The organism is Erysipelothrix amsterdamensis, from assembly GCF_940143175.1.
Taxonomy (GTDB): domain Bacteria; phylum Bacillota_I; class Bacilli_A; order Erysipelotrichales; family Erysipelotrichaceae; genus Erysipelothrix; species Erysipelothrix amsterdamensis.
Map to the genome: position 1 here is coordinate 329,011 of NZ_OW659496.1, position 23,565 is coordinate 352,575.

Annotated in this window: 21 protein-coding genes and 1 riboswitch; of the genes, 13 read left to right on the forward strand and 8 right to left on the reverse strand. The window is 37.3% G+C overall.

The window, feature by feature from the left end:
• Positions 1-139 precede the first annotated feature (139 nt).
• A complete protein-coding gene (locus NMG63_RS01510; protein ID WP_254007243.1) occupies positions 140-1,441 on the forward strand; it encodes a class II D-tagatose-bisphosphate aldolase, non-catalytic subunit in 1,302 nt (433 codons plus the stop codon).
• 39 nt (positions 1,442-1,480) lie between these two features.
• Here NMG63_RS01510 and NMG63_RS01515 read toward each other — a convergent pair whose 3' ends face one another.
• The 4 genes from NMG63_RS01515 to agaV form a co-directional block, all read right to left on the reverse strand.
• The gene (locus NMG63_RS01515) at positions 1,481-3,361 is read right to left on the reverse strand and encodes an LPXTG cell wall anchor domain-containing protein (RefSeq protein WP_254007244.1); all 1,881 of its coding nucleotides are present in this window, start codon (positions 3,359-3,361) and stop codon (positions 1,481-1,483) included.
• A 167-nt stretch (positions 3,362-3,528) separates the two neighbouring features.
• A complete protein-coding gene (locus NMG63_RS01520) occupies positions 3,529-4,449 on the reverse strand; it encodes a PTS system mannose/fructose/sorbose family transporter subunit IID (RefSeq protein ID WP_254007245.1) in 921 nt (306 codons plus the stop codon).
• Positions 4,439-5,245: a PTS mannose/fructose/sorbose/N-acetylgalactosamine transporter subunit IIC gene (locus NMG63_RS01525; RefSeq protein ID WP_003775654.1), complete on the reverse strand. Its 807-nt coding sequence runs from the start codon at positions 5,243-5,245 to the stop codon at positions 4,439-4,441. Before NMG63_RS01525 ends, NMG63_RS01520 begins: the two co-directional genes overlap by 11 nt.
• 19 nt (positions 5,246-5,264) lie before the next feature.
• Positions 5,265-5,741 (reverse strand): PTS N-acetylgalactosamine transporter subunit IIB, encoded by a 477-nt coding sequence (gene agaV / locus NMG63_RS01530; RefSeq protein WP_003775652.1) that lies wholly within the window; start codon positions 5,739-5,741, stop codon positions 5,265-5,267.
• Between the two features lie 195 nt (positions 5,742-5,936).
• Between agaV and NMG63_RS01535 the strand changes: the two genes are divergently transcribed.
• Positions 5,937-7,127, forward strand: coding sequence for a helix-turn-helix domain-containing protein (locus tag NMG63_RS01535; protein ID WP_034886853.1), 1,191 nt, complete (start codon positions 5,937-5,939; stop codon positions 7,125-7,127).
• A gap of 57 nt (positions 7,128-7,184) precedes the next feature.
• Here NMG63_RS01535 and agaF read toward each other — a convergent pair whose 3' ends face one another.
• Together agaF and NMG63_RS01545 are read right to left on the reverse strand one after the other, a co-directional pair.
• Complete coding sequence (gene agaF / locus NMG63_RS01540; RefSeq protein ID WP_003775648.1) at positions 7,185-7,622, reverse strand: PTS galactosamine/N-acetylgalactosamine transporter subunit IIA; 438 nt, start codon at positions 7,620-7,622, stop codon at positions 7,185-7,187.
• A complete protein-coding gene (locus NMG63_RS01545; RefSeq protein ID WP_254007246.1) occupies positions 7,623-8,798 on the reverse strand; it encodes an SIS domain-containing protein in 1,176 nt (391 codons plus the stop codon).
• 153 nt (positions 8,799-8,951) lie between these two features.
• Here NMG63_RS01545 and NMG63_RS01550 point away from each other — a divergent pair, with 153 nt between their 5' ends.
• The 11 genes from NMG63_RS01550 (at position 8,952) to NMG63_RS01600 (ending at position 18,632) form a co-directional block, all read left to right on the forward strand.
• Positions 8,952-9,413 (forward strand): hypothetical protein, encoded by a 462-nt coding sequence (locus tag NMG63_RS01550; protein ID WP_013852592.1) that lies wholly within the window; start codon positions 8,952-8,954, stop codon positions 9,411-9,413.
• Positions 9,414-9,532: 119 nt separating this feature from the next.
• On the forward strand, positions 9,533-10,048 hold the full coding sequence (locus tag NMG63_RS01555; RefSeq protein WP_123245149.1) for a hypothetical protein: 516 nt from the start codon (positions 9,533-9,535) through the stop codon (positions 10,046-10,048).
• Complete coding sequence (locus NMG63_RS01560; protein ID WP_254007247.1) at positions 10,041-10,721, forward strand: hypothetical protein; 681 nt, start codon at positions 10,041-10,043, stop codon at positions 10,719-10,721. Before NMG63_RS01555 ends, NMG63_RS01560 begins: the two co-directional genes overlap by 8 nt.
• An 11-nt stretch (positions 10,722-10,732) precedes the next feature.
• Positions 10,733-12,082 carry a hypothetical protein gene (locus tag NMG63_RS01565; protein WP_254007248.1) on the forward strand — a complete coding sequence of 450 codons (1,350 nt, stop codon included), beginning with the start codon at positions 10,733-10,735 and terminating at the stop codon, positions 12,080-12,082.
• A gap of 147 nt (positions 12,083-12,229) precedes the next feature.
• Entirely contained in the window at positions 12,230-12,574 is a 345-nt protein-coding gene (locus NMG63_RS01570; protein WP_003775637.1) for a hypothetical protein, read from the forward strand.
• 133 nt (positions 12,575-12,707) lie between these two features.
• Positions 12,708-12,829: riboswitch (TPP riboswitch) on the forward strand.
• Positions 12,830-12,898: 69 nt separating this feature from the next.
• Positions 12,899-13,195: a thiamine-binding protein gene (locus NMG63_RS01575; RefSeq protein ID WP_013852597.1), complete on the forward strand. Its 297-nt coding sequence runs from the start codon at positions 12,899-12,901 to the stop codon at positions 13,193-13,195.
• Positions 13,167-13,958 (forward strand): ABC transporter permease, encoded by a 792-nt coding sequence (locus NMG63_RS01580; RefSeq protein WP_254007249.1) that lies wholly within the window; start codon positions 13,167-13,169, stop codon positions 13,956-13,958. The genes NMG63_RS01575 and NMG63_RS01580 overlap by 29 nt, the downstream gene beginning before the upstream one ends.
• Positions 13,955-14,920 carry an ABC transporter substrate-binding protein gene (locus NMG63_RS01585; RefSeq protein ID WP_254007250.1) on the forward strand — a complete coding sequence of 322 codons (966 nt, stop codon included), beginning with the start codon at positions 13,955-13,957 and terminating at the stop codon, positions 14,918-14,920. Before NMG63_RS01580 ends, NMG63_RS01585 begins: the two co-directional genes overlap by 4 nt.
• Complete coding sequence (locus NMG63_RS01590; RefSeq protein WP_254007251.1) at positions 14,904-15,671, forward strand: ABC transporter ATP-binding protein; 768 nt, start codon at positions 14,904-14,906, stop codon at positions 15,669-15,671. The genes NMG63_RS01585 and NMG63_RS01590 overlap by 17 nt, the downstream gene beginning before the upstream one ends.
• A gap of 79 nt (positions 15,672-15,750) precedes the next feature.
• Positions 15,751-17,031: a GTPase HflX gene (hflX, locus tag NMG63_RS01595; protein WP_254007252.1), complete on the forward strand. Its 1,281-nt coding sequence runs from the start codon at positions 15,751-15,753 to the stop codon at positions 17,029-17,031.
• A 137-nt stretch (positions 17,032-17,168) separates the two neighbouring features.
• Positions 17,169-18,632 (forward strand): DEAD/DEAH box helicase, encoded by a 1,464-nt coding sequence (locus NMG63_RS01600; RefSeq protein ID WP_254007253.1) that lies wholly within the window; start codon positions 17,169-17,171, stop codon positions 18,630-18,632.
• Positions 18,633-18,686: 54 nt separating this feature from the next.
• Here NMG63_RS01600 and NMG63_RS01605 read toward each other — a convergent pair whose 3' ends face one another.
• Together NMG63_RS01605 and NMG63_RS01610 are read right to left on the reverse strand one after the other, a co-directional pair.
• A complete protein-coding gene (locus tag NMG63_RS01605; RefSeq protein ID WP_254006434.1) occupies positions 18,687-19,625 on the reverse strand; it encodes an IS30 family transposase in 939 nt (312 codons plus the stop codon).
• 169 nt (positions 19,626-19,794) lie between these two features.
• Positions 19,795-23,391, reverse strand: coding sequence for an exo-alpha-sialidase (locus NMG63_RS01610; protein ID WP_254007254.1), 3,597 nt, complete (start codon positions 23,389-23,391; stop codon positions 19,795-19,797).
• Positions 23,392-23,565: the final 174 nt, after the last annotated feature.

Below are 23,565 nucleotides of genomic sequence, written 5' to 3' on the forward strand. Positions count from 1 at the left end.
GCGGCTTCGGCCGTTTTTTTTATGGTTGATGTTTCATTTGCATTTTTCAAACCAAAATCGAAAAGTACAACTGAATTGTTTATTAAACTAAATCACTGCTACGATGAACATGATAATCTATATTCGAGAGGTGACATAGATGAAAAAAAATCCATTATTTTTATTAAACAATAAACGTCCTGTGGGTGTTTATTCTGCATGTACGGCAAGCGGACCCGTACTTGAAGCAACATTAGAGTTCGCAAAAGAACACAATTCTTCGGTAGTAATCGAAGCAACCGCAAACCAAGTAAACCAATTTGGTGGTTATACAGGCATGCAACCTGTTGATTTTAAAGCGTTTGTTTATGAACTATCCGATAAAGTTGGATATGACAAATCACGCATCATTCTTGGTGGTGACCATTTAGGTCCTTTAACATGGACTGATTTAAATGAAGATGAAGCAATGAAAAATGCATGTGACTTAGTCTATGCTTATGTTCGTGCTGGTTTTACAAAAATTCACTTAGATACATCAATGCGTGTTGCAGATGATAGTACTGAAGAAGTGTTATCAAATGAAACCATTGCACGTCGTTCAGCAATGATGGCAAAAGTTTGTTTAGAAGCTTATGATGATTTATTGAAAGAAGATCCTGAAGCAGTATTCCCTGCATTTATTATTGGTAGTGAAGTGCCAATTCCAGGTGGTGCCCAAGAGGAAGAAGATGCTCTAGCAGTAACATCTCCAGAAGCATTTAAAGAAACATACCGTGTATTCCAAGAAACATTTAAAGCAGCAGACGTGGAAAAAGTATTCGATTCTGTAATCGGTATTGTTGTGCAACCGGGGGTTGAATTTGGTGATGCAGATTTATTCCAATACAATCGTGAAAATGCGAAAGAACTTACGGATACATTAAAACGTGAATTTGATTCATTTGTATTTGAAGGTCATTCAACAGACTATCAAACACCAACACATTTACGTGAAATGGTTGAAGATGGTATCACAATCTTGAAGGTTGGACCAGCATTAACATTCGCATACCGTGAAGCACTCTTTGCGCTTGCACATATCGAAAGTCAAATCTGTACAGATCCATCAAACTTTGTAGATGTTTTAGAAACTGCAATGCTTGATCAACCTGGAAACTGGCAAAAACATTACCATGGAACAGATGTTGAGCTTTTCATCAAACGTAAATACAGCTATAGTGATCGTGCTCGTTATTACTTACCAGTACCTTCAGTACAAGCTGCAATTACAAAACTTGTTTCAAATTTAAATTCTGTAGAAATTCCAATGACATTAATTTCTCAATACATGCCATATCAATACCGTCGTATTAAAGAGGGAATTGTTGAGAATAATGCGGAAGCACTTATTAAAGATTACATTAAACTTTATCTTGATGATTATCAATATGCAACGCATGTTGATGAGCTTGAAGCTTAGTTAAATAAAAACCCATTCCAATTGGAATGGGTTTTCTTTTTAGTCTTTACGACGACGTGTGGCCATGAAGATACCAACTACGACAATACCAAGACCGATAAAGGGTTTGATAGTTGTATTCATTCCTGTATTTGGAAGTGAATTCATATCAACGGCATCATTACTTTGAATTAAGCCTGAATTGTCATTAATGACAAAGACAGTATTTTTTGATGTCGTAATATTTCCGTTTTCGATACGTTCTTCATGGGTGTTTTCAGATTGTATATGTGTTGGACCTTGAGGTAGGTTTGGTTTTACTTCAGGTTTTGTTTCAGGTGTTGGATTCGGTTTAATAGGCGTTTCGGTTTCCGGAAGTGATGGTGTCGGTGTTTCAACATCACCCTCAACAATACTAACGATAACTTTTTGATCTGAAACAAGATAAGTTGTTGAAACTGCTACGGACACTGTAACTTCGTATTGGCCTAATTGACTTAGGTTTACGCTTGTATCAAAATTTGAAACAAGTTGGATTTGGTTGAGCATGCGACTTGAACCACTGCGGCGAACATGCGCATTGATATCACGAAGAAAATCTGTCTCTTCGCAGATACTGCCAAGCTTATATTCAATGTTTGCATCAACTACAAGTTCTAATGCATGAACGCGATTCCATGCTGCGAAAAGGACAGTATCGTGTTCAAGGGTATCAGTTTCTTTGACGGGTAGTAATCCTTCTTGGTCATAAGTCCATCCAATAAATTCATGCGTCTCATGAGATAAAGTAGGTAATGTGCCAATGGTTTCTTGTGCGTAACGAATTTGTGATTCAGGACTTTCAAGATCACTTAATTGTGTATTAAATGACAAAATATTTTTATTGACGTTGAGTTGTACAGCGTTTGTTGTTACTTCGGTACTTGAACGATCAACACCGATTACAAGACGGTAATATGCACCATCATGGTCTTTAGTTGCTTGAAGTGAAAGCGTTGCTTCATTTTCGTTTTCAAGGTCTGTAAACACCTCGTTGTCTGCACTAACTTGCCACTGATAATTTAATTTAAAGGTTACCGGTGCTGTAATGGATGCAGTTGTACCGAGAGTTACGGAGTCATTCAGTTCATAAGTGTCTTCGATTGCAAGGGGTTCATATGAAATCTTTGCATCATTTTCTACTTCATAGTAAACATAGTTACCAAAGCTAAATGAATGCCAAGCACCATGAGCATGAGGCCATAATGATTCATCTTTTTCTTGGCTCATCTCAAAGATCTTTCCATTATTAACGATGTTTGTTTCGTTGTTATATAAATCAAAGGCTAAAACGTTATTATCTTTACTGTTAAAAGAGATTTCTTTTAAATTCCATCCACCATTTAAAAGGGATTGATATGGACCAGATAGTCCAGTTTCAGGTAGGGGAGTTTCAGATTTCGGTCGTAAAGCTAAGGCACCTTTACCGGTATCAAACATACGTAATCGAATACCATTTGGATTACCAGGTGTTACTGTTGACAACGGATTACCATCAATATCAACCCATGGATTTGGTACTTTCCATTGTCCTTCTTCATTATCCCAGACCATCGCTGTAGCGGCCTTACGATCGCCACCATACCAATCTTTCTTGTAATAGACATGATCGATGGAATTGGTAACATATTTCAGGCGTCGTCCCTCTGGAGCGGTCTTGAGGCTGAAGTTTGCATTAAAGTCGTAGCCATCAAAGCGTTCGGTATTTTTCCCGTTATTGTTGATCACTACTTCATAATAAAAGAAGTCGGAATCAACTCGTCCAGAAGCATGCGCAAATCTTTGGTCGATAATGACATCTTCGACAACAGTTGTTGTATCAGCAGAGATTGCGGTAAATGTTATGGACACTAAAACTGCGGTTATAAGTGTAAGACTTAATTTTTGTATCATTTTATTCATAACTTGGTCTCCATTCTTTGGTAGGGCTATTGTATAATTTCAGTCCACCTTGAATGGGTTATGTGTCATAAAAAATATCATAGATGTCATAAAACCTACATAAATTACACAATCTAAATAAAATAGACAAATAAAAAAAGGGATGCATGCATCCCTTTTATGGCAGTTTATTTAGGTTTTTTAGGTATGTGTAAATCATACCATTCTACTACAGGTGTATAACCACCTTTAATTGGTTCACCGTTTGCATCAAGTGCACCGGAGTCTTCAGCCCAAATACCAAATGCAGTACCTACAAGACCAATTACGAGAAGTAATCCAATACATTTTGTAGGCGTCCAATTATGTTTCTTAATAAGTACAAAGAGCATCAATGTAATAATTAATGGAATTAATTGAGGTAAGATACCATCCAAGACTTCTTGGAAGTTAATGAAAGCTCCACCACCTTGATCAATTGAGATACGTAGTGATGTAGCACCATAGTTTGATACAAGTGCCCCAACAATAAATACACCGAGAATACTTGCTGCACGGGTAAACTCTTTTGCATTTTCTGTAAAGAGTGATACAGCATTTGTACCAAGCTCGTAAGATTTATGCATTAAGAAGTAACGAACTGCAAATTGCGCAATATTGAAGATTAAGAGGAATAAGATTGGTCCCATTAAACTTCCGTTAATTGCCATATTCGCTGTAAGCCCAGCAGTAATTGGAACGAGTGTTAACCAGAAGAGTGCATCCCCAATACCACCAAGTGGTCCCATTGCCGCAACACGTACGGCACGAATGGTAGGAATATCTGCTTTTTGTTGTTCAAGTGAGAGTACAATCCCCATTACAAACGTAACAAGGAATGGGTGCGTATTAAAGAACTCTAAGTTATGTTCCATGGATGCTGAGAGATCATCCTTGTTTGTATGGATTTTCTCAAGTCCTGGCAAGATACCATAGAGCCATCCACCTGCTTGCATACGTTCGTAGTTAAACGATGATTGTAAGAAGAGTGAACGCCAAACCATTTTATTTAACGTTTTCTTATCCAGTTGTTGTGCTGGATTTAGATCTTTATATGTATTAGATTCCATCTTCGTCACCTCCACCTGATGTTAAGTCACGTAGTTTTGTATTTGTTTGGAAATCGTAGATTGCAATAGCAGTACCGATCATTGCGATAATAAGCAATGCGGAACCACCAAGTCCTGGAACTTTACTGATAATTGTAGCGAATGCAAATCCAAGGAAGAAGAATCCCCAGAGTTCTCCGGAGAGCATAATCTTCATAAGAATTGCAAATCCGACATAACGCATCATCTTACCACCAGCTGCAAGACCGGCCATAAACCAACTATTATTGGATGACCAATCAACGATTGCTCCACTAAAGGAAACACCAAGTTTCATACCAACCATAATAATGACAGCGAAGAGTAGTCCGATTAAACCCATCCCGATATAGTTGATTTGTTCAATCCCTTTTGGATTTGCAGCTTTCGCAGCTTCATCCGCTTTCTTCATTAATGGTGACATTAAGGTAAAGGCTGTTGTTACAGCATATTGACCTAAAAGTGCAAATGGAACCGCCATCCCCACAGCGGCACTTGGATCAACACTTGGCATGGAAACTGCAAAGATTGTTGCCATGATACCACCAATAACTGCGTTTGGTGGTTGTGCTCCCCCAACAGGCATACTACCAATTTGAATTAATTGATATGTTCCCCCAACAACAAGCCCGGTTTTCATATCTCCTAAAATCGCTCCGATTACAGGACCAACAACGATAGGTTGGTAGAGTGATTCAAGGAAACTGAATTGGTCAATCGCAACAATAAATGTAACGATAAATACGAGCAAGTATTGAATAATTGAAAAACTACTCATAATTCTTTCCTCCTATATATTATTGAAATAACTTTTCGATGTTATCAGCACTTTCGGTAGGAACTTTTCGAATCTCAAGCTCTACACCCAGTTCTTTTAAACGTCTAAATGCTTCCACATCATGATCATCAACAGCGACAACTTGGGCTACTTGACGTTTTCCTTCTGACATATGCATGTTTCCAATATTTACTTTCGTAATGGGAACACCACCCTCCACAAGTGTTAATACGTCAGCAGGGCTCTCACAAACAATAAAAATCTTTTGTTTGTCTGAAGCCTTATGAATTGTTTCGATTGTCTTTTGTAAGGTCCAATAGCGTGTGGTTGCATAACTTGGTGCAGCCATATCCATTAATCCTTGACGCATTTTATTTGATGCTACTTCGTCATTCGCAACAAGAATTAAATTAGCTCCAATAGCGGAACACCATTGTGTTGCGACTTGACCATGAATTAATCGATTGTCAATTCGTGTTAATACAATATTAGGCATCTAAACTCTCCTCCTTCTGCCATAAGAGATGTAAGCGCTCTTATAGTATAAGTGTACCTTAACATTCACAAATAATATTTGCACAATTTTATACTTGTTTTGCACTTTTGTGTTTACTCGTTTGATTATCACACAATAAGAACAAGAATATCTTATGATTAAGTTAGAATATTTGTAATGAATAAAGGAGAAACTATGTATTTAAAAACGACAAGCCCACAATTCTTGAAGTATGGACAAGTACAAGATCACCCATCAAACTTTAAAGTTCATCGTTTCTTTGTGGAAGGAAAAGTTCCTCAGTACTTAAAGTCAGTATCAGTGCCCGTTACACTTGAAGTATTAGAAGGGATTGCATTGGTTGTGATTTTAGATCCATCAGGTGATCCAGAACAGTTTGTAATCCATCGGATTGCCCGATTAAATCCTGATATCCCTTATACCGTAATCCCACTTACACAAAGTGCTGTGATTGAAGAATCCATTCAATCGGATGGTGTTTACACCGTTCATCACTATGAGAATGAACAAGAGGTAGGTTACCTTCCGATACGTCCTAAGTTTTATGTTACCGATATTTTTTCATATTATTATAGTGTTAAAGGGAAAAACTATCATTTTTCTGGGGAATCGCATTTCTATTGGGAAATTACGTATGTGGATACAGGGGAGTTGGTTACGGAAATTGATGGGAAAGAATTCAAACTTGAAAGTCAAAGCATGATGCTTTATTTCCCAAATCAATTTCATAAACAACGCATTGAAGGGGATAAGTCCTGTTCTTACTTAACAATCATGTTTGACATGAATATTAATGTGCATGATATTGATCATATTAAAAATAAAGTCTTTACCTGTACACAAGAAATGTATAATTTGTTTAATAGTTTTATTAAACATTCAACGATTTTAGAAACATATAACGTACCGTATTCACGAGATCTCATGATTTCGTACTTGCAAGAACTGATCATCTTGGTCATTCAATATGACAGCCCAAATCACACACAACATTTGAACTCGAATCCTATTCAAGCTAATTTTGAAAATGAATTGGTAAATGAGATTAATAAGTATATCTTAAATAATATCTGTGAACCCATATCGGTAGAGGATTTATGTGATCACTTTGCGATCAGTCGTTCAAGTTTACAAGTTCTTTTTAAGAAAAACATGGACATGCCTCCAAAGCAGTATATTAATGATATTAAGATGATGCGAGCACAAGTCATGATTTTGGAAGAAAATTTACCCATTACTGAGGTAGCGATGCGTTTAGGTTTTAGTTCAATTCACTATTTCTCCCGTAAGTTTAAAAAACAATTTGGCTTGTCTCCCACCGAGTATGCGCAGTCTTTATATAATAAAAATACCAGCGATGATTAGCTGGTATTTTTATTTGATTTGATAAGCTTTGATAGATTACCAAATTCGATTTAATTGTTAGATGCCATCGCCATCTTCAATCTCATCATCGCGTTGTAAGTCTGCGATGTCGAAGAGATCAACTTGCGATGCTCCTGTTTCGCTTAGTGATAAAGCAAAATCGTGGAGTAATGGTTCACCAAGTCTCATAAGACTGGCTTCAAGTAACATGGATAAATTGGTTCCTGTGAGAACTTCCACGTTTTCTTGTTGTGTCGCAATCATGACTGCTTCTTTAAACGGTGTTCCACCTTTTAAGTCTGTAAAGACAAGAACACCATCTCCAGTGTTAACGTTGTTGATTGCAACTTTTAAGTCTTCAGACAACGCCTCAGGTCCTTTTTCCTCTAAAAAGAGAACGGATTCATATGAGGGTTGTTTCCCAGCGATTAATTCTACAGCAGACGTTAAGCCTTCCGCAAAACGTCCGTGTCCTGTTACGACAATACCAATCATCTATTTTTCCTCCTCGTAGGAATATGGATAAATAATAACACCTTGTACGACACGGTTTACAAGTCCTGATGGCCATGGATTATCCGGTGACTTATCTAAATCAAGAGATTTGTAAAGGGATAATACTTGTGCATACATAACCATATTAAGTCCCACTAAATCTTTGTTTGTATCTTCATTATAGTTAATTGAAACATAAACATCAACGAGTTCACGAATCACATCATCATTCATAGTATCCACAACCATGATTTGGTTTCCATTACGTTGAGGACTCATTTCCTTAATAATATCAACTTGATATTGACGTGTATAAGGATCTTCTTTCATATAGACAACTGTCAGTGTTGTACCATTTACAATTGATTTAGGACCATGACGGAAGCCGAGTGGTGAGTTATGCATTGTCACAACTTCACCTGCAGTCAGTTCAAGCATTTTTAATGCAGATTCTTGAGCGAATCCGTTTTGATCTGCATCACCAAGGTAAACAATACGATCAAATTTAAAGTTTTCTACAAGTTCCATCGCAACTTTATAGCCTTCTTCATTAAATGCATAACCCACACGGATAATGTCTTTAATTGAAGGGTAAAGTGATTCAAGGTTTTCCGTATTAAAAGCCAAGAATGCAGCAAGGAACATGTTTGAGAAACTACTTGTCATTGCAAATGAGAGGTCATTTGTTTCTTTAGGTAGTTTGATTGAGTAGATGTTTTCATCATCACGAAGTGCAAGTTTTCCTTCGTGATTACATGTAATCACTAAGTGTTTCGCATTTTTATTGATTTCATTCACAACATCTACAGCTGCAATGGATTCAGGTGAGTTACCTGAACGACCAAAGGATACAAGTAATGTAGGTTTTACAGGGTCGATAAATAAAGCAGGTGTAGCCACAATATCTGTAGTAGCAATTGATTTAAAATTTGAATTGAATTCCTTTACAAGTACAGGTGCAAGTGCATTTCCTACAAATTCACTGGTACCCGCTCCGGTAAAGATTACATCGTATTCACTTTCATTAATCACTTGATTAATAAAGTTTTGGATTTCTTGACGGCGTTCTAAAACAATATGGTATGTTTTATCCCATGTTTGCGGTTGTTGGTGGATTTCATTTGCGGTATCAAATGCTTTGAGATCTTTCCAAGTTTGTTCATTGTTGTTAAACATAGTGTATATGTCTCCTATCTTTCATTGTTCACTGTCATTATAGGTAAGCATTGATACGACCTCAACCAAATTGGTTAAAGATACAAAAACCTCGTTAAAAAAGACAAGTGAAATAGAAATGTTATACAGTACAATAAAGAAAAGGAGTCAATTATGAGCGGAAACCAAAAAAATACATTTACTGATTTTCTAACACGCAAAGTATATAAAGTGAATCAAGACCAAGAAAAACAGCTTGTTTTTTACCGTAATCGTATTGTGATAGCAATTATGCTGGGAATCTTTCTGATCAGTTTTAACGTTCCAACTGGTTTGAGTCTGTTATTGGCAGGGGGATTTGGTGTTGTTGCGGAACTTCGTTATCGTTTTGATTTTCTAAAAAAATGTCATCCTGTTTCTTTGGCACAGGTGAAACATAAAACGGTCTCGTCATCAAACATGCTTCTCAATAGTGGCTTGTATGGTGTTTTGGGTATCTTATTACTTTATTTCGCATTGAAAGAGCCCAGCGTTGAATCCTATCGATGGTTCTTAGTGGGGATTGGGGCAGTCGGTATTGTGGTTGCGATGGTATACTTAATTCAATATTTCTCAAATCGACACGAACACATTTAAAGGTGCACTCCAAATGCACCTTTTTCTTATGAATTATCCATGAAAACAGAAGACATGAATATAGGCTTTAAGTGCTTTGTGCTAAGATAGAGGTGTAGAGAGCGACAAGGAGGTATTGTATGCGAAATATGATTGAAGAATATCGACTTAAAACAAATGGAAATCTAGGAAATATAATTTATAAATGGGGCCCAGTAATCCTTTTAGTAGGAGCTGTTATTTTACTGGTCTTAACGCAAATGACTTTTGGAAATATTTTTAATGCCATGACACATGTTGAACGGTTTGCGGGGAATGTGATCAAGACTAAGGTGATGGTTTCGATTCTGATGGTTGTCTCAATTTGTGTAGGTTTATTGATGATTTGGGACATGATTGCGTTTAAAGAAAAACGTGGTGAAGTTAATCGCTTGTATAGCTTGATTGGGACCGTATTTTTTTTCTTAACCTTAGTGAATATAAATAAAATCACGAAGCTTACGAATCTTATTGAAATCGTTGAACCGACACAATCGGTTTATCGTATTATTGCATGGGGTGTAATTGCGGTGCTCGGTCTTGTTTTGGGACTGATTCATGCTCATAAACAAAATACGCGTATTGTGATGGAACGAGAGGTAACCTATCATGCTTAGTTCAAAACAATTAGAACGTTTAAAATTAGAACATGTGGAATCTTTGGATGAAGCATTGCATTGTTTACGACGTGACATCAAGCCGAAGGTGTCTGCCCAAAAATATGCGAAAGTTGTTGCATCCGTCGCAACACATTATGCAGAGGTGTATGAAGAACAACCCGAAATACTTGAATCCGATAATGCACCAATCTCTGAAGAACCAATCGAACCGGTGGAAGCGCCAACTGTAGGCTTTAGTACGCAATTCTTTGCGACATTGCTTACAGGCTTGTCTGTAGTGAGTTTGGGTGTTGTGATGATGAGTAATCGTAGTTTTGCGAAATTAGTTAGTATGTTTGATCAAGGAACACCACTGCTTTGGATTATATTGAGTATTTTGCTCTTTGTATCAATGTTGGTGATTCGTATGATTGAACGGAGTGAAAATGCACATGCGAAATATTATTTAAGTCGTAAACTCGTCTTATGGATGAGTGGACTTGGATTGATGAATGCACTGATGGGTATTTTTGTCATAATGAGTGCAAATTCATTAAATTTAGTTTTAAAACTTATGTTTTCATTAGTCTTAGGAAAAATCACAGCCGTAGTTTGCTTGTTAACGGTAATTGCGTTTGTTGTGGTATTAGTTAAACAAGATGAATTAGTTCTTGTGAAAGTACAAGAGTAGGAGGCATAGAAATGGAAGAAAAAGATGAATTGGACGACATTCTTGATGAAGTCGATGCGCAAGATGATGCGGAAGCAAAACGATTAGAGGACTTGGAAGAAACAGAACAAGAACTTGATGACTTGGAAAACAAGGAAGAAGATCTTGATGACATTCTCGATGAGATTGAGTCTAAACCTGAAGCTGTGATCGAAAAGGTTTATGTCGTAGAAGAATCACCAAAATCTGTAGAAGAAACCGTCGTTAAAAAGTCAAAACCAAAACGTTCTGATAAGCATAGTAAGTCTAAACACAAGAAATCGAAGAACAAACGCAATGCATTGATTGCCTTGTTTGTTTTAATTGTAGTGTGTGGTGGTGTCTTTACGGTATGGAAACTAAAGTTTAGTGGACAAGCCTTGGATGCGTTTAAATATGTACAGGTTGACTTTGAAGGGGTCGATACAAAAGGAACGGCTACATTAGAAGTGGACCTAGACGCAATTAAAAATCCTGAACAAAAAGAAATCTATGAAAGCTTAACGTATAGCTTGAGTCCACAAGAAGGTCTCGAAAATGGTAATCGTATTAAACTGATTGCTGAGAAATCTGAGTCTACAGATAAACTCTTAAAAACACATAAATACCGTCTTGAAAATTTAGAAAAAGAAATCGTAGTTAAGGATCTCTATGATTCCGAACAGTTTAATCTCTTTGAACAATTTTCATTTAATTTTGAAGGGATGGATGGAAGTGGTACGGTTACCTATGGTATGTATTTGGATGTGGATGAGTCATATCTTCAAACAATTGTGGAAGGAACAACCTTATCATTCTCAAAAGATAAAAATCTTGTGAATGGTGAGGAAATAACTGTCAAGGCGACCTTTAATAAAGAAGCGATGGCAGCCATGAACCAACATAAAGTTAAAATTTCTGAAGAACAGACAACTGTTAAAGTGGAAGGCCTAAGTGATGTTTATGCAAGTATAGATGATATTAAGGAATACAAGGAGTTACAAAATCTTGCGTTCAATAAAATTAAAGCAGATTATGCGAAACATCCCGATACTTATACGAATTTCAAACTAGAGTATGCATGTTATGCAGCGGATACACAAAATAATGTAAATGCGGTCGATTACTTTGATAAGCATGCTTACTCAAAAGGGAGTTTGATGTTTATTTATAGTTTTGATCGTATACGTGGTAATGATGTTGCACATTTTGCAGATAACTATGGTTACACCAATATGGTATTAAGTGATGGGAAACTAGATCGTGATGCCATGTTACTGATGTCACCGTATCAAGATGGTGCATCTATAGAGAAAGTATTGAATGAATTACAAGCGAATAATTTTAAGTGTGAAGCCCAATAATATGGAACGCATAAAGACTGTCAACAAGTTTGGCGGTCTTTTAATATTGGCCTTTGACCCGTCTTTAATGTAAGCGCTTGCTATATTTGTGTAATTTGTGTATAATTTGTGTAGAGAGCTAAACATGCATATGGTTAGGGGGATTTTATGAAAAACTATTATGCTGTGTTTATTGCATTTACGCTCGTTGTTCTTACACGAACTGTGATTCATCCGGATTTACTTTTAACTGTAACGGGTACTGTAACATTCTTGGTGATTCTAATCTTTGCGATAACACAAATATTTAATTTAAAGCATGAAGTACGCGACGAGAGATTGCTCTATCTTAATGCTGTGTTAAATGTGTTTACTGCTTTCTTATATTACAACAATGTTTATAAAGCGATAACATTAACACCCTATGATTCGCTGTTATTCGGGTTAACAAGCGTTCTTGCATTCATATCTCCAGTGTTACTGTTTCTTGCTCGTGATGCAAACCACATCTGAGTGCTTTATACATGATCGTAATTGCTTGTGAAAATATAACCAGTGCCAGGTTATATTTTTTTTGTCTTTCGATTGCATATTAATGTGGGTTTAGTATAATGGGGTTAGTTTCTGATGGAGACTAAGAAAATTGAATTCGTACAAGGGGTGCTCGTATTTCGGGCTGAGAATAAACGGTTACGTTTTAAACTCTAAGCTTTAAGCTTTGTACCTGATCCAGCTAATACTGGCGGAGGGATGTATTAATCGCATACTTTTTTTTGAGTAAACGTGTATACCTCTTTTCGTACGAGAAGAGGTTTTTTATATTATAAGGAGGTTCATATGAACGCAAGTGTAGCAATTCAGATTTTACCGAATACAACTTCAAATGAAGAAACAATTCGTATTGTGGACGAGGTGATCGCATATATTGCGCAAACAGGTCTAAATTATGTTGTAGGGCCGTTTGAAACATCTATAGAAGGGGATTATGATGAATTGATGGAAATTGTAAAGAACTGTCAACTCATTGCTGTTAAGGCAGGTGCGGATAAAGTATCAGCATATGTAAAGATTGCTTATGCACCCACAGCCCACATTCTCACCATCGATGAAAAAATCACAAAACATCAAAAATAAATTGTTGTCAGTATCCGCAATTGTTGGATTGTTGGTGCTGTGGCAAGGTCTTTCATCACTTGGAGTGATACCACGGTTTATGTTGCCGGCTCCCAGTGATGTTGTGAAAGCATTTAATAATGATTTTAGTTTACTTATGTATCATGCGAGAACAACGCTCTTAGAAGCCTTTTTAGGATTAACATTTGGAATTTTGTTAGGATTTATATTTGCGGTCGTTATGGATCATGTATCGTGGTTCCATAAAATGTTTTACCCACTTATTATTCTTACACAGACAATTCCTACCGTTGCATTGGCACCGCTTTTGGTGTTATGGATGGGTTACGGATTACTTCCTAAAATTACGTTAATCATCTTAACGTCGTTTTTCCCCATTACGATGGGATGTATGAATGGATTTCAGTCCTGTGATAAGGACGCCTTGAATTTAATGAAATCGATGGGTGCAAATACCTTACAAACCTTTCGTCATATAAAATTTCCACATGCCTTACCTTACTTCTTTTCCAGTTTAAAAATTTCAGTATCGTATTCTTTAATTGGTGCTGTGATTGCGGAATGGTTAGGTGGTTATAGTGGATTGGGCGTTTATATGACTCGTGTACGTAAATCGTATTCGTTTGATAAGATGTTTGCTGTAATTTTCTTTATATCTTTCTTAAGCTTGGTATTGATGGGCTTCGTTTCGTGGTTACAAAAACGAACGCAACCATGGCTTGATGCGGAAACTTTACAAAGAGATGGAGCAGATAATTCATGAAAAAGAAATTAATGGGGATACTGGTGTTGGGGTTACTTTTAACGGGATGTGGTGCTAAGTCATCAAAACCGGTACGTATCGTATTGGATTGGACCCCCAATACCAATCATACGGGGCTTTATGTAGCTCAAGAAATGGGATTCTTTAAGGCTCAAGGTCTTGAAGTGGAGATTGTTCAACCACCAGAAGGATCCACAACATCGTTAATTGGTGCAGGTGGTGCAGAATTTGGTATTAGTTTCCAAGATACCATGGCACCAGCACTTGCCAGTGAACATCCACTTCCAATTACAGCGGTAGCAGCCTTAATTCAACACAATACTTCAGGTATTGTTTCATTAAAAGAAAAGGGTATTGATGCACCTCGTAAGATGGCAGGACATACTTATGCAACATGGGATTCACCGATCGAACAAGCAATTATTCGTAAAATTGTGACGGATGACGGTGGAAATTATGATGACATTAAAATGATTCCTAATACGGTTACGGATGTGGTATCAGCACTTCAAACAGATATTGATGCAGTCTGGATTTTTAAAGCATGGGATGGTATGGCTATCCAACAAGCAGGTCTGGATACACATTTCTTAAACTTTGCGGATTACGGTCAAGAACTTGATTTCTACAGTCCTGTTTTAATAGCGAATAACAGTTATTTGGAAGAAAATGGCGAAGAAGCCAAGAAAGTTTTAAAAGCCTTGGAAGAAGGGTATGAGTTTGCGATTGAAAATCCTGATGAAGCAGCGGAGATTCTTGTGAAGCATGTACCGGAACTTGATCTCGATCTCATCAAGGCAAGTCAACAGTTCCTTGCGAAAGAATATAAAGCTGAAGTTGCGAAGTGGGGTACGTTTGATGGTACGCGATGGAATCAATTCTATGCATGGCTTTATGATAACAAATTGATTGACATGCCCATTGCGGAGAATGTAGGTTTTACTAATGACTATCTCAACTAATCCCGTTTTATCACTTGAACACGTATCGATGGCTTATGGCCGAAAGCAAGTCTTGGATGATGTTTCGGTTACGTTAAATCAAGGGGAAGTTGTCTGTATCTTGGGTGAAAGTGGTGTTGGTAAGACGACATTATTTAATGTGATAGCAGGACTGCTTCACCCTGATAAGGGTTCCGTATCCTTACATAAACAAGATATTACAGGCACGACCGGTCATGTTTCGTATATGCTTCAAAAAGACTTATTATTGCCTTATAAGACCGTTATCGATAATGCTTCACTCCCTTTACGCATTCAGGGTAAAAGTAAAGTAGAAAGTCGTGAAGAAGCTTTAAAATACTTTGTGACCTTTGGGTTGGAGGGAACCGAAGACTTATATCCAGCACAGTTATCGGGAGGAATGCGTCAACGTGTCGCATTTCTAAGAACATTTTTATTCTCAGATAATGTCGCTTTATTGGATGAACCCTTTAGTGCATTAGACACCATTACCAAACATCAGATGCAAACATGGTATTTGGATATTATGAGTCAGTTAAATCTATCCACCTTCTTTATAACCCATGACATCGATGAGGCGATATTACTTTCAGATCGAATTTATGTACTGAGCGGAAAACCGGGGAAAATTACGTATGAACTCATCATTGATACGCCAAAACCTCGAAATGAAGACTTTCTGCTTACGGATGAATTTATTAATTATAAACGCATCATCAAAGGTCACTTAAACGAGACTAAAACCGAATAGAACTTAAAGATACACACGGATAAGTGTGTATCTTTTTCATAAAACTTGTTATATTGATAGAAGAAGGTTGAGGAAATGCATGTTAGATACAAAAACAATTAAAGAACGCGTCGTTTTAGTTGGCGTGGATTTTGGAAAAAAGGATTTTGATTTAGAATCATCAATGTTTGAATTAGTGGACCTGGTTGAGGCAGCTGAGGGAACGGTTGTATATCAAATTACGCAAAATCGAGATCGCCCTGAAAGTGCAACCTATATTGGGATTGGGAAAATTGAAGAAGTGATGCGTGCCGTCGCAACTTATGATGCAGATACTGTAGTTTTCAATGACGAATTAAGCGGTTCGCAAATTCGTAATCTTGAAAGTTTAATTGGGTGTAAGATTGTCGATCGGACCAATCTCATTCTTGATATTTTTGCCTTGCGTGCAACTACGGCCGAAGGGAAACTTCAAGTTAAACTTGCGCAGTTAAAGTACCGTTTGCCTCGATTGATCGGGTATAGTGATTATTTATCCCGTACAGGTGGTGGCATTGGGACACGGGGTCCCGGAGAACAGAAACTGGAATTGGATCGTCGTCACATTCAACGAGAGATTCTTCACGTCCAAAATGCCTTAACAAAATCAGAAGAAAACCGTGAGATTACGCGAAGTAAACGGTTAAATTCAAATCTTCCTATAATCTCTTTTGTTGGGTATACAAACGCAGGGAAATCGACGTTAATGAACGCAATTTTAACCAATGGTGATCCTCAGTCAAACGATAAACATGTGTTTGTGAAGGATATGCTCTTTGCGACTTTAGAACCATCCCTACGGAAAGCACGTCTTAATAATGGTCTAAATGTTATTCTTACAGATACCGTTGGATTTGTTTCGAAATTACCACATACACTTGTTGAAGCTTTTAAAGGGACCCTTGAGGAAATTAAGTATTCAGATCTTATCATTCATGTCGTGGATGCATCCAATCCTGACTTAAACATCCAAATGGATACAACGTATAAAATGCTTCGAGATTTAGATGTGCTTGACCGAAAAATCATTACAGTTTTTAATAAAATGGACCTAGCGATGGATCAAGATATCGCTTTTTACCAAAGTGAATTTGGAAATCGCATGTATATTAGTGCTCATGATATGGATGATGTTGATCGTCTAGTGGATGCCATTGAAGTTGAATTGGAATCAAGTTTCAAAAAAGTAAATTTTGAAATCCCTTTTTCCGATCTTGGCATTTTAGATGCGATTGCATCCAATTATGAAATTATTGGTTTGGAGTATACAGAAAAGGGCGCACAATTCCGTGCAGTGATCCGTGAATCGGATCAAAATCGTTATAAAAAATACATAATCTAAAAGATGTTTGTGTTTTTGGATTGCTCATTAACCACTTTGTACTGAGATAGTGTATAATGAAAAAGCACTTTCACACATGTCCAATCGGTATGGTGAATTCGGTTTAGAATAACCATGCATAGAAAAGAGATGATATCGTGAAACATACATTTAAAAATTATGGAATTGATAATTCAATTCTAAAGTCAATTCAGTATTTGGGCTATGAAGCCCCAACAGATGTTCAACAAGAAGTCATTCCGGCAGTATTAAGCGGGAAAAATATTGTTGTACAATCACAAACAGGTAGTGGAAAGACCGCTTCATTTGGGATTCCTATTTGTCATCAAGTTGAATGGGAGAAACGTAAACCTCAAGTTTTAGTATTAGCACCGACGCGTGAACTTGCAATCCAGATTCAAGAAGATTTATTTAATCTTGGTCGTTTCAAACGCTTAAAGGTTGAAGCATTGTTTGGTCGCAGTTCGTTTGAGAAGCAAGCACAGCGTTTAAAAGAAATGACACACATCCTTGTCGCAACGCCAGGTCGCTTATTGGATCATATGGCAAGAGAAACCGTGGATCTTTCACATATTGAAACATTAGTGATTGATGAAGCGGATGAAATGTTTAATATGGGGTTTATTGATCAAATTACAAGTATCATCAACCGTATCCCGAAGAAGAGTCAAAAACTGCTCTTTTCCGCAACCATGCCAGAACGTGTTAAAGACCTTTGTACACTTTACATTAAAAATCCGCAATGGATTGATATTGAAACAGAAAGTCGCGTTGAAGATCGTATTGATGAACGTTATTATATTGTGGATTATCCCGATAAAATGGCGTTACTTGAATCCGTACTTATTACGGAAAATCCAGATAGTTCAATCATTTTCTGTAATACAAAAGAACAGGTCGAAACCGTAACCAATTTTATGGAAGACTTGGGGTGCAAGGTAGATACCCTTCATGGCGGGATGGAACAACGTTTCCGTACCAAAGTCCTAGCGGACTTTAAACATGGTCTTTTCCGTTATCTTGTTGCTACAGATGTTGCGGCACGTGGTTTGGATATTGATGATGTTTCACTTGTTGTGAACTTCGATGTTCCTGAAAATACTGAAAGCTATACGCATCGTGTCGGACGTACCGCACGTGTGGATAAATATGGTAAAGCAGTAACCTTCGCAAGTCCCTATGAAATGAAATTTATGAATCTAATTATCAATGATACCGATCATGAACTTCAAAAAGTAGTCAAACCAGGACAAAGTCTTGTGGATGCACGTCGTGATGCATTTGAAGCCAAACGCGATCGTAAACCTAAAGTCAAAAAAGATAAAGCACATGACTTTAAACAAGAGATTACCAAAATTCATATTAATGCTGGTAAGAAAACTAAAATGAGACCTGTTGATGTGGTTGGAGCATTATGTTCCATTGAAGGCGTGAATGCAGAAGACATTGGTGTTATCAGTATTGTGGATGTTTCTACCTTTGTGGAAATTCTAAATGGTAAAGGGGATCTTGTTCTTAATGCTCTTAAAACAATGCCTATCAAAGGCCGACCTCGTAAAGTAAACCGTGCCAATAAAACGGAATACGAACGACTTTTATAAAAAACTAAAAACTGTAGCTGCACCTAAATGGACGCAGCTACAGTTTTTCTTTTATCAAATCTCAACCGCACCACTTTTACTTTTATTAAAGTCTATCTCATAGGCCGTTTTGAAGTCAAATATTTTTCGCGGCATTGAGTTAATTTTGAAGCAAATATCATCAAGATATTGTTGCGCTATATCATACATTGATTTACCTTTTGGTATAAACCTTCTTACTATTGCATTCGCTCGTTCATTGGTTCCACGTTGAAAAGAACAGTATGGATCACACTTATATAGTTTCACACCCAACCGCTTGGCTGTAATTCCTAATGTTTTAAATTCAAGTCCATTATCTACTGTTATCGATTTCGTGGTTATATTATTCTCTTCAATAAATTTTCGAATTAAGTTTGATGTGTAATAGTCATATCGATATTCTGCTTTAATAAGCCAGGTCATTCTTGAGCAGCGGTCTACAATGGATATAATCGCTGCAGATTCATGTTTCTTACCGATTATAGAGTCGATTTCGAGATGGCCAATCTCGTTACGTTTCTCAATGTATTTAGGTCTAAGGCTAATTGGAAGTACTGTTTTCTCTTCCAAGTTCCATCTCAAGTGATTCATCATTCCACTAATTCTCTTTTTACGTTTTCGACGTTTATAGCACATTCTATTTGGTTTTATATCAAGTTTACCTTGATTAATCCAGTTATAGACTTGCTGCGATGAAACACACGGTTTATATGGATGATATCGTTTATAGTTACTCAAGCATACTTCTACCGAATGAACTTTAGGATCATAGTGAGAATGCAGATATTCGATTAGGTGGGAATATTTTTCTCGAATATCAATCGTTCGTTTCTTATAGACATTATTTTTATATCTAGAAATCGTAGAATGAGATATATTGAGTTTACGTGCTGCCTTGCGCATAGAGTAGCCGATGCTTAATAGAATATCAATTTGGTCTTTCATTTTTTTATCTAATTGTTTATACTTCATATGGGAGCTCCTTTTAGTCGGGTGGGCTCCTTTTATTATACAAAAACAACCGCACCTTGGGTGGTGCGGTTGAGATTTGAATTTAGGAAAAACTGTAGCTGCACCTAAATGGACGCAGCTACAGTTTTTTTAGAAAAAAGATACGTTATTACTAACGTATCTTAAAATTTTATTGTTTTCGTTTAAAAATCACAAAACCACATAGGGATACAAGCATACCAAGTCCGATAAATCCAGAAACAGCTTGTCCTGTTTTAGGAAGTGTTACATCGGTTTTGTCGGTAGGTGATATTTGAGCACTGTCTTCAGTATTGCTATCTGGAGTTTCAGGTTTTTGAGAATCTGTATCCGGTTTTGGATCTACGATTGGAGGTGTGATGTTTTCATCAGGATTTGATGGTTCCTCTTTTTCAACCTCACGTTTGCTTAAACCTCTAACGGCTGAGTCTAAGGATTCAATGGCTTCTTTAATCTGAGCTTCGTTTGGTGTAGAAGCTTGGAAGAGACTTCTGAAACTGAAGCTTGGCGTTTGAAGTAATGCTTTCGCAGACTCTAACGCGTCATAAACAGCCTGTACACTTGTCTTTGTGTAGAGAGACAAATCAAGTGTATTCATATAATCTTCAACCTCTTGAATTTTTTGACGTAATGAACCTAAAGTATAGTTGCTTAACTCGAGATTATTGATGAATTCATTGAGGTTTATAACCATTTCATCAATCAATTCCTGTGTTGCTTCTGAGTTATCGCGAAGTTCATACGCTTTTTCTTTTAATTCAAGTAAAGGTTTAAAACTTGCTTCGGTGTAAAGGTTTTGATTCAAACTTTCAAGTGTTTCGAGAACTTGATTTAGGGTTGAAAAATCAAGGGGTGCACGATACGGTTTTCCGTGCAGAGTAATTTCCGCAGCATTCCCATAGTTTTCAAGCCCTTTCACCACTTTAAAGATCAGCGTATCCACATGAGCATCTTCAAATGTGATCGTTTTCTTTGTAAGGTTAGTATCAAGGGTTCCTTCAGTGAGAACATGAAGCGGTGCATCGCCCAATTTTCCTAAGATTTGATATTCGGTGACGACACCATTGAGCGTACCATCTTGACGTGGTAGGTAGGTCAAGGCATTCACAACCATCTCATGATGGAATGAAACCGTTACATCAAATGGTGGGTTCTTATCACCCCATTTGGAGTGCCAGAAGGTGTTTGGGTCGCCATCAAAGGCTAAACCGATGGGACCTTCGACGTGTGTATTCCCTTTTTCATCTTCTTGACTTGATGCCGTTACATCAAACATTGAGTTTGGAATGTAAGTTGGATCAATCGCATCAATCATAGCATGGATTTGTTGGATGAAATCACCGATGGTAAAGGGATTATCACTTAAGAGTTCTGCTTTGGTGATCAGTTGATCCGCTGCATCCTTCACACTTGGTGCTAAGTTTTCAAAATCAAGGGCTTTAAGTGTTTCAAGCGCTTCATCAAGACCTTGTTTATTCGCAATATTGAGTGCTTTTCCATCAAGTGTTTCAAGATACCCTTTAGTAAATCCATTAAGAATGGTGACGGGTTCTGCTAAGTTAAAGCGTAATGTGTTCGTATCAACACGATTCGGTGTTGTTGTTTGAGTTGTATTATACGTTAACGTTAAGTTTGAACTAGGAATTAAAGCTTTATCCGATTTGATTTCAAGATAGGTATCCTGAATATCAAGACTTAGACTTGAAGTATCTTTGACACCTAAATCTTCAAAAGAGAAGCGTTTAAACATCATCGACATATTATCCCCGTTTTCAGGTTTTTTATGTTCATACATTAAACCGAAGTGACCATCGGGAAGTGGTTGAACCACATTGTACTCATAATTTCCACTTTGCATATGCGTATTAGAAAGAAGTACGAGACGTTCACCTTCTAAAACTTGAAGCAGTTTCACAGCCCCATTGGTACGTTTAGGACCATTTGGATTTGCAAGTAAGATATACTCTTTACCTTCATGGTTATAATGGAGGGCGGACATTTGTGAGTAAACATCGGTAATTGGAAGTGTTTCAAGATCATTCTCCCAGGTTTCTCCATTATCGTAAGAAGTACCTACCAGAACTTTTCCGGATACATTTCGCGCAAATTGTTTCAGGGTTCCGTTATTAAGTTGTACCACTTGAGATTCAGTTACCAATGCACCGCCGTTATTTAAGGTTTTAGAATTTAAAACTTGACCGTTAAAGTTACGATTGTCATTGAGTGATTCCGTTTTATGCCATGTAATACCATCGGAACTTTTAATCATGGATGTAGATTGGGAATTACCACCATGGCGGTTTGTATGGTAAATCGGGAAAGCAAGGTCACCGTTTTCAAGTTGAATCCCAACACCGGGACCGGTTCCGATGAATTGCATCCAATCTGCTTTAACTTGTGGTGTAATATCATGGGGTGATGACCATGTTTGACCGTCATCATCCGAATGGGTTAACCATAAATAAGCGGTTTGGCGAATGCGTAATGGACTTTTCTTAAGATAGATATTTCCCACATACGTATCGCCTTCATAAATATCTCCAAGATCATTGAAAGGCATGCCCTTCTCAGATTCTAAGACAACGCGGTAATTCGTGATGATATCAGTGTTTAGATCAAATACGGTTCCATCAGCTTTTGCGTAATACTTTTTGCCATCGGTACCTTTCAAAACAATATGAGTACCGTCTTCTTTGGTTACATAAGGTTGACCAAAGTCTTGGTCTTCATTTTGAACACTAAAGAATCCTCGTGATTCTGGGAACATATCGACTAAAAGATAGATACGTCCATTCCGTTTATCTTGTGCCATTGCCGCATCAATGAGGAATGCGGAACTTTGATAGTTCGTATTCACATTTTCTTGAGAAACATTCGGATCTGATTTTAAATCAATAATAACTTGAGTGTCAGACCATGTCTTACCACTGTCTCGACTTCTTCGTAAGGCGATATCGATATTTCCCCAGTCAGCTTGGTGGGTAATACGCTTATCGATTGCAGCGATTACTGTGCCATCTTGGGTTGTGAGAAGACTTGGAATACGATAATTTTTACTTCCATCTTGTCCTGGCGCATAAAGTTCGATCGCTTCTGAAGTCGTTGTATCAACCGTAGACGCTGTATCTGCATGAAGTGCTTTGATGGTATCAACATCGAGGATGTCATGACTTAAGTTCAAGGATGCGATTTTGCCACTAAATGGCCATAGGTTTTCACCTTTTAAACGAGCAACCCCTCCCAATTTCATACGGTTCCAAGGCAAAGATTGGATTTTTGTGAAATCAATATTATCTTGGGATGCAAGTAAGATTCCATCTGCATATATTTCAACACGATTACCATGATTTAAAACGGTAACGGTGTGCCAGTTTGCGTTGGCAAGCTGGGTACTTGTGCCCGAAGTATTGATTATATGTTTGCCGGTTTCATCTCTGAATTCAATGCCAAGTTTACCGGTACTGTTTTGATAGTAAAGCGCGAAATAGTTGTTTTCCAAATTTGCGTTTGATATTGAAAACAGGGAAGTAAGATCACTGGATAGTGATTCAGAGCGAAAACGTAAGGTTAGGGAACCTTGATTAAATTCTTTGATGTGTGATAAATGGTCGGAAATATCAGCACCTTCTCCCTTTAAGTGTACATCGTGAAGATTTAGATCATTCATAGCAAAGATAGAACTTGGGTAAAGACTAATACCCAATACAAGTGTAAGAAGCACGACGAAAATGTTACTTATTTTCTTCAATTTAAATACCCCTCTCATATAAGTAATGTATGGATGATTCAAATGTAAGCGCTTCATTCATCGACATTATAGCATCTTTTTCGGGCATGTCCAAAACAATTTACAAAATTTCATATTCACGAAAATGAGTTTCTTAAAGGGTCGAAAATAAGCATTAAGATTGTGTATTTAACG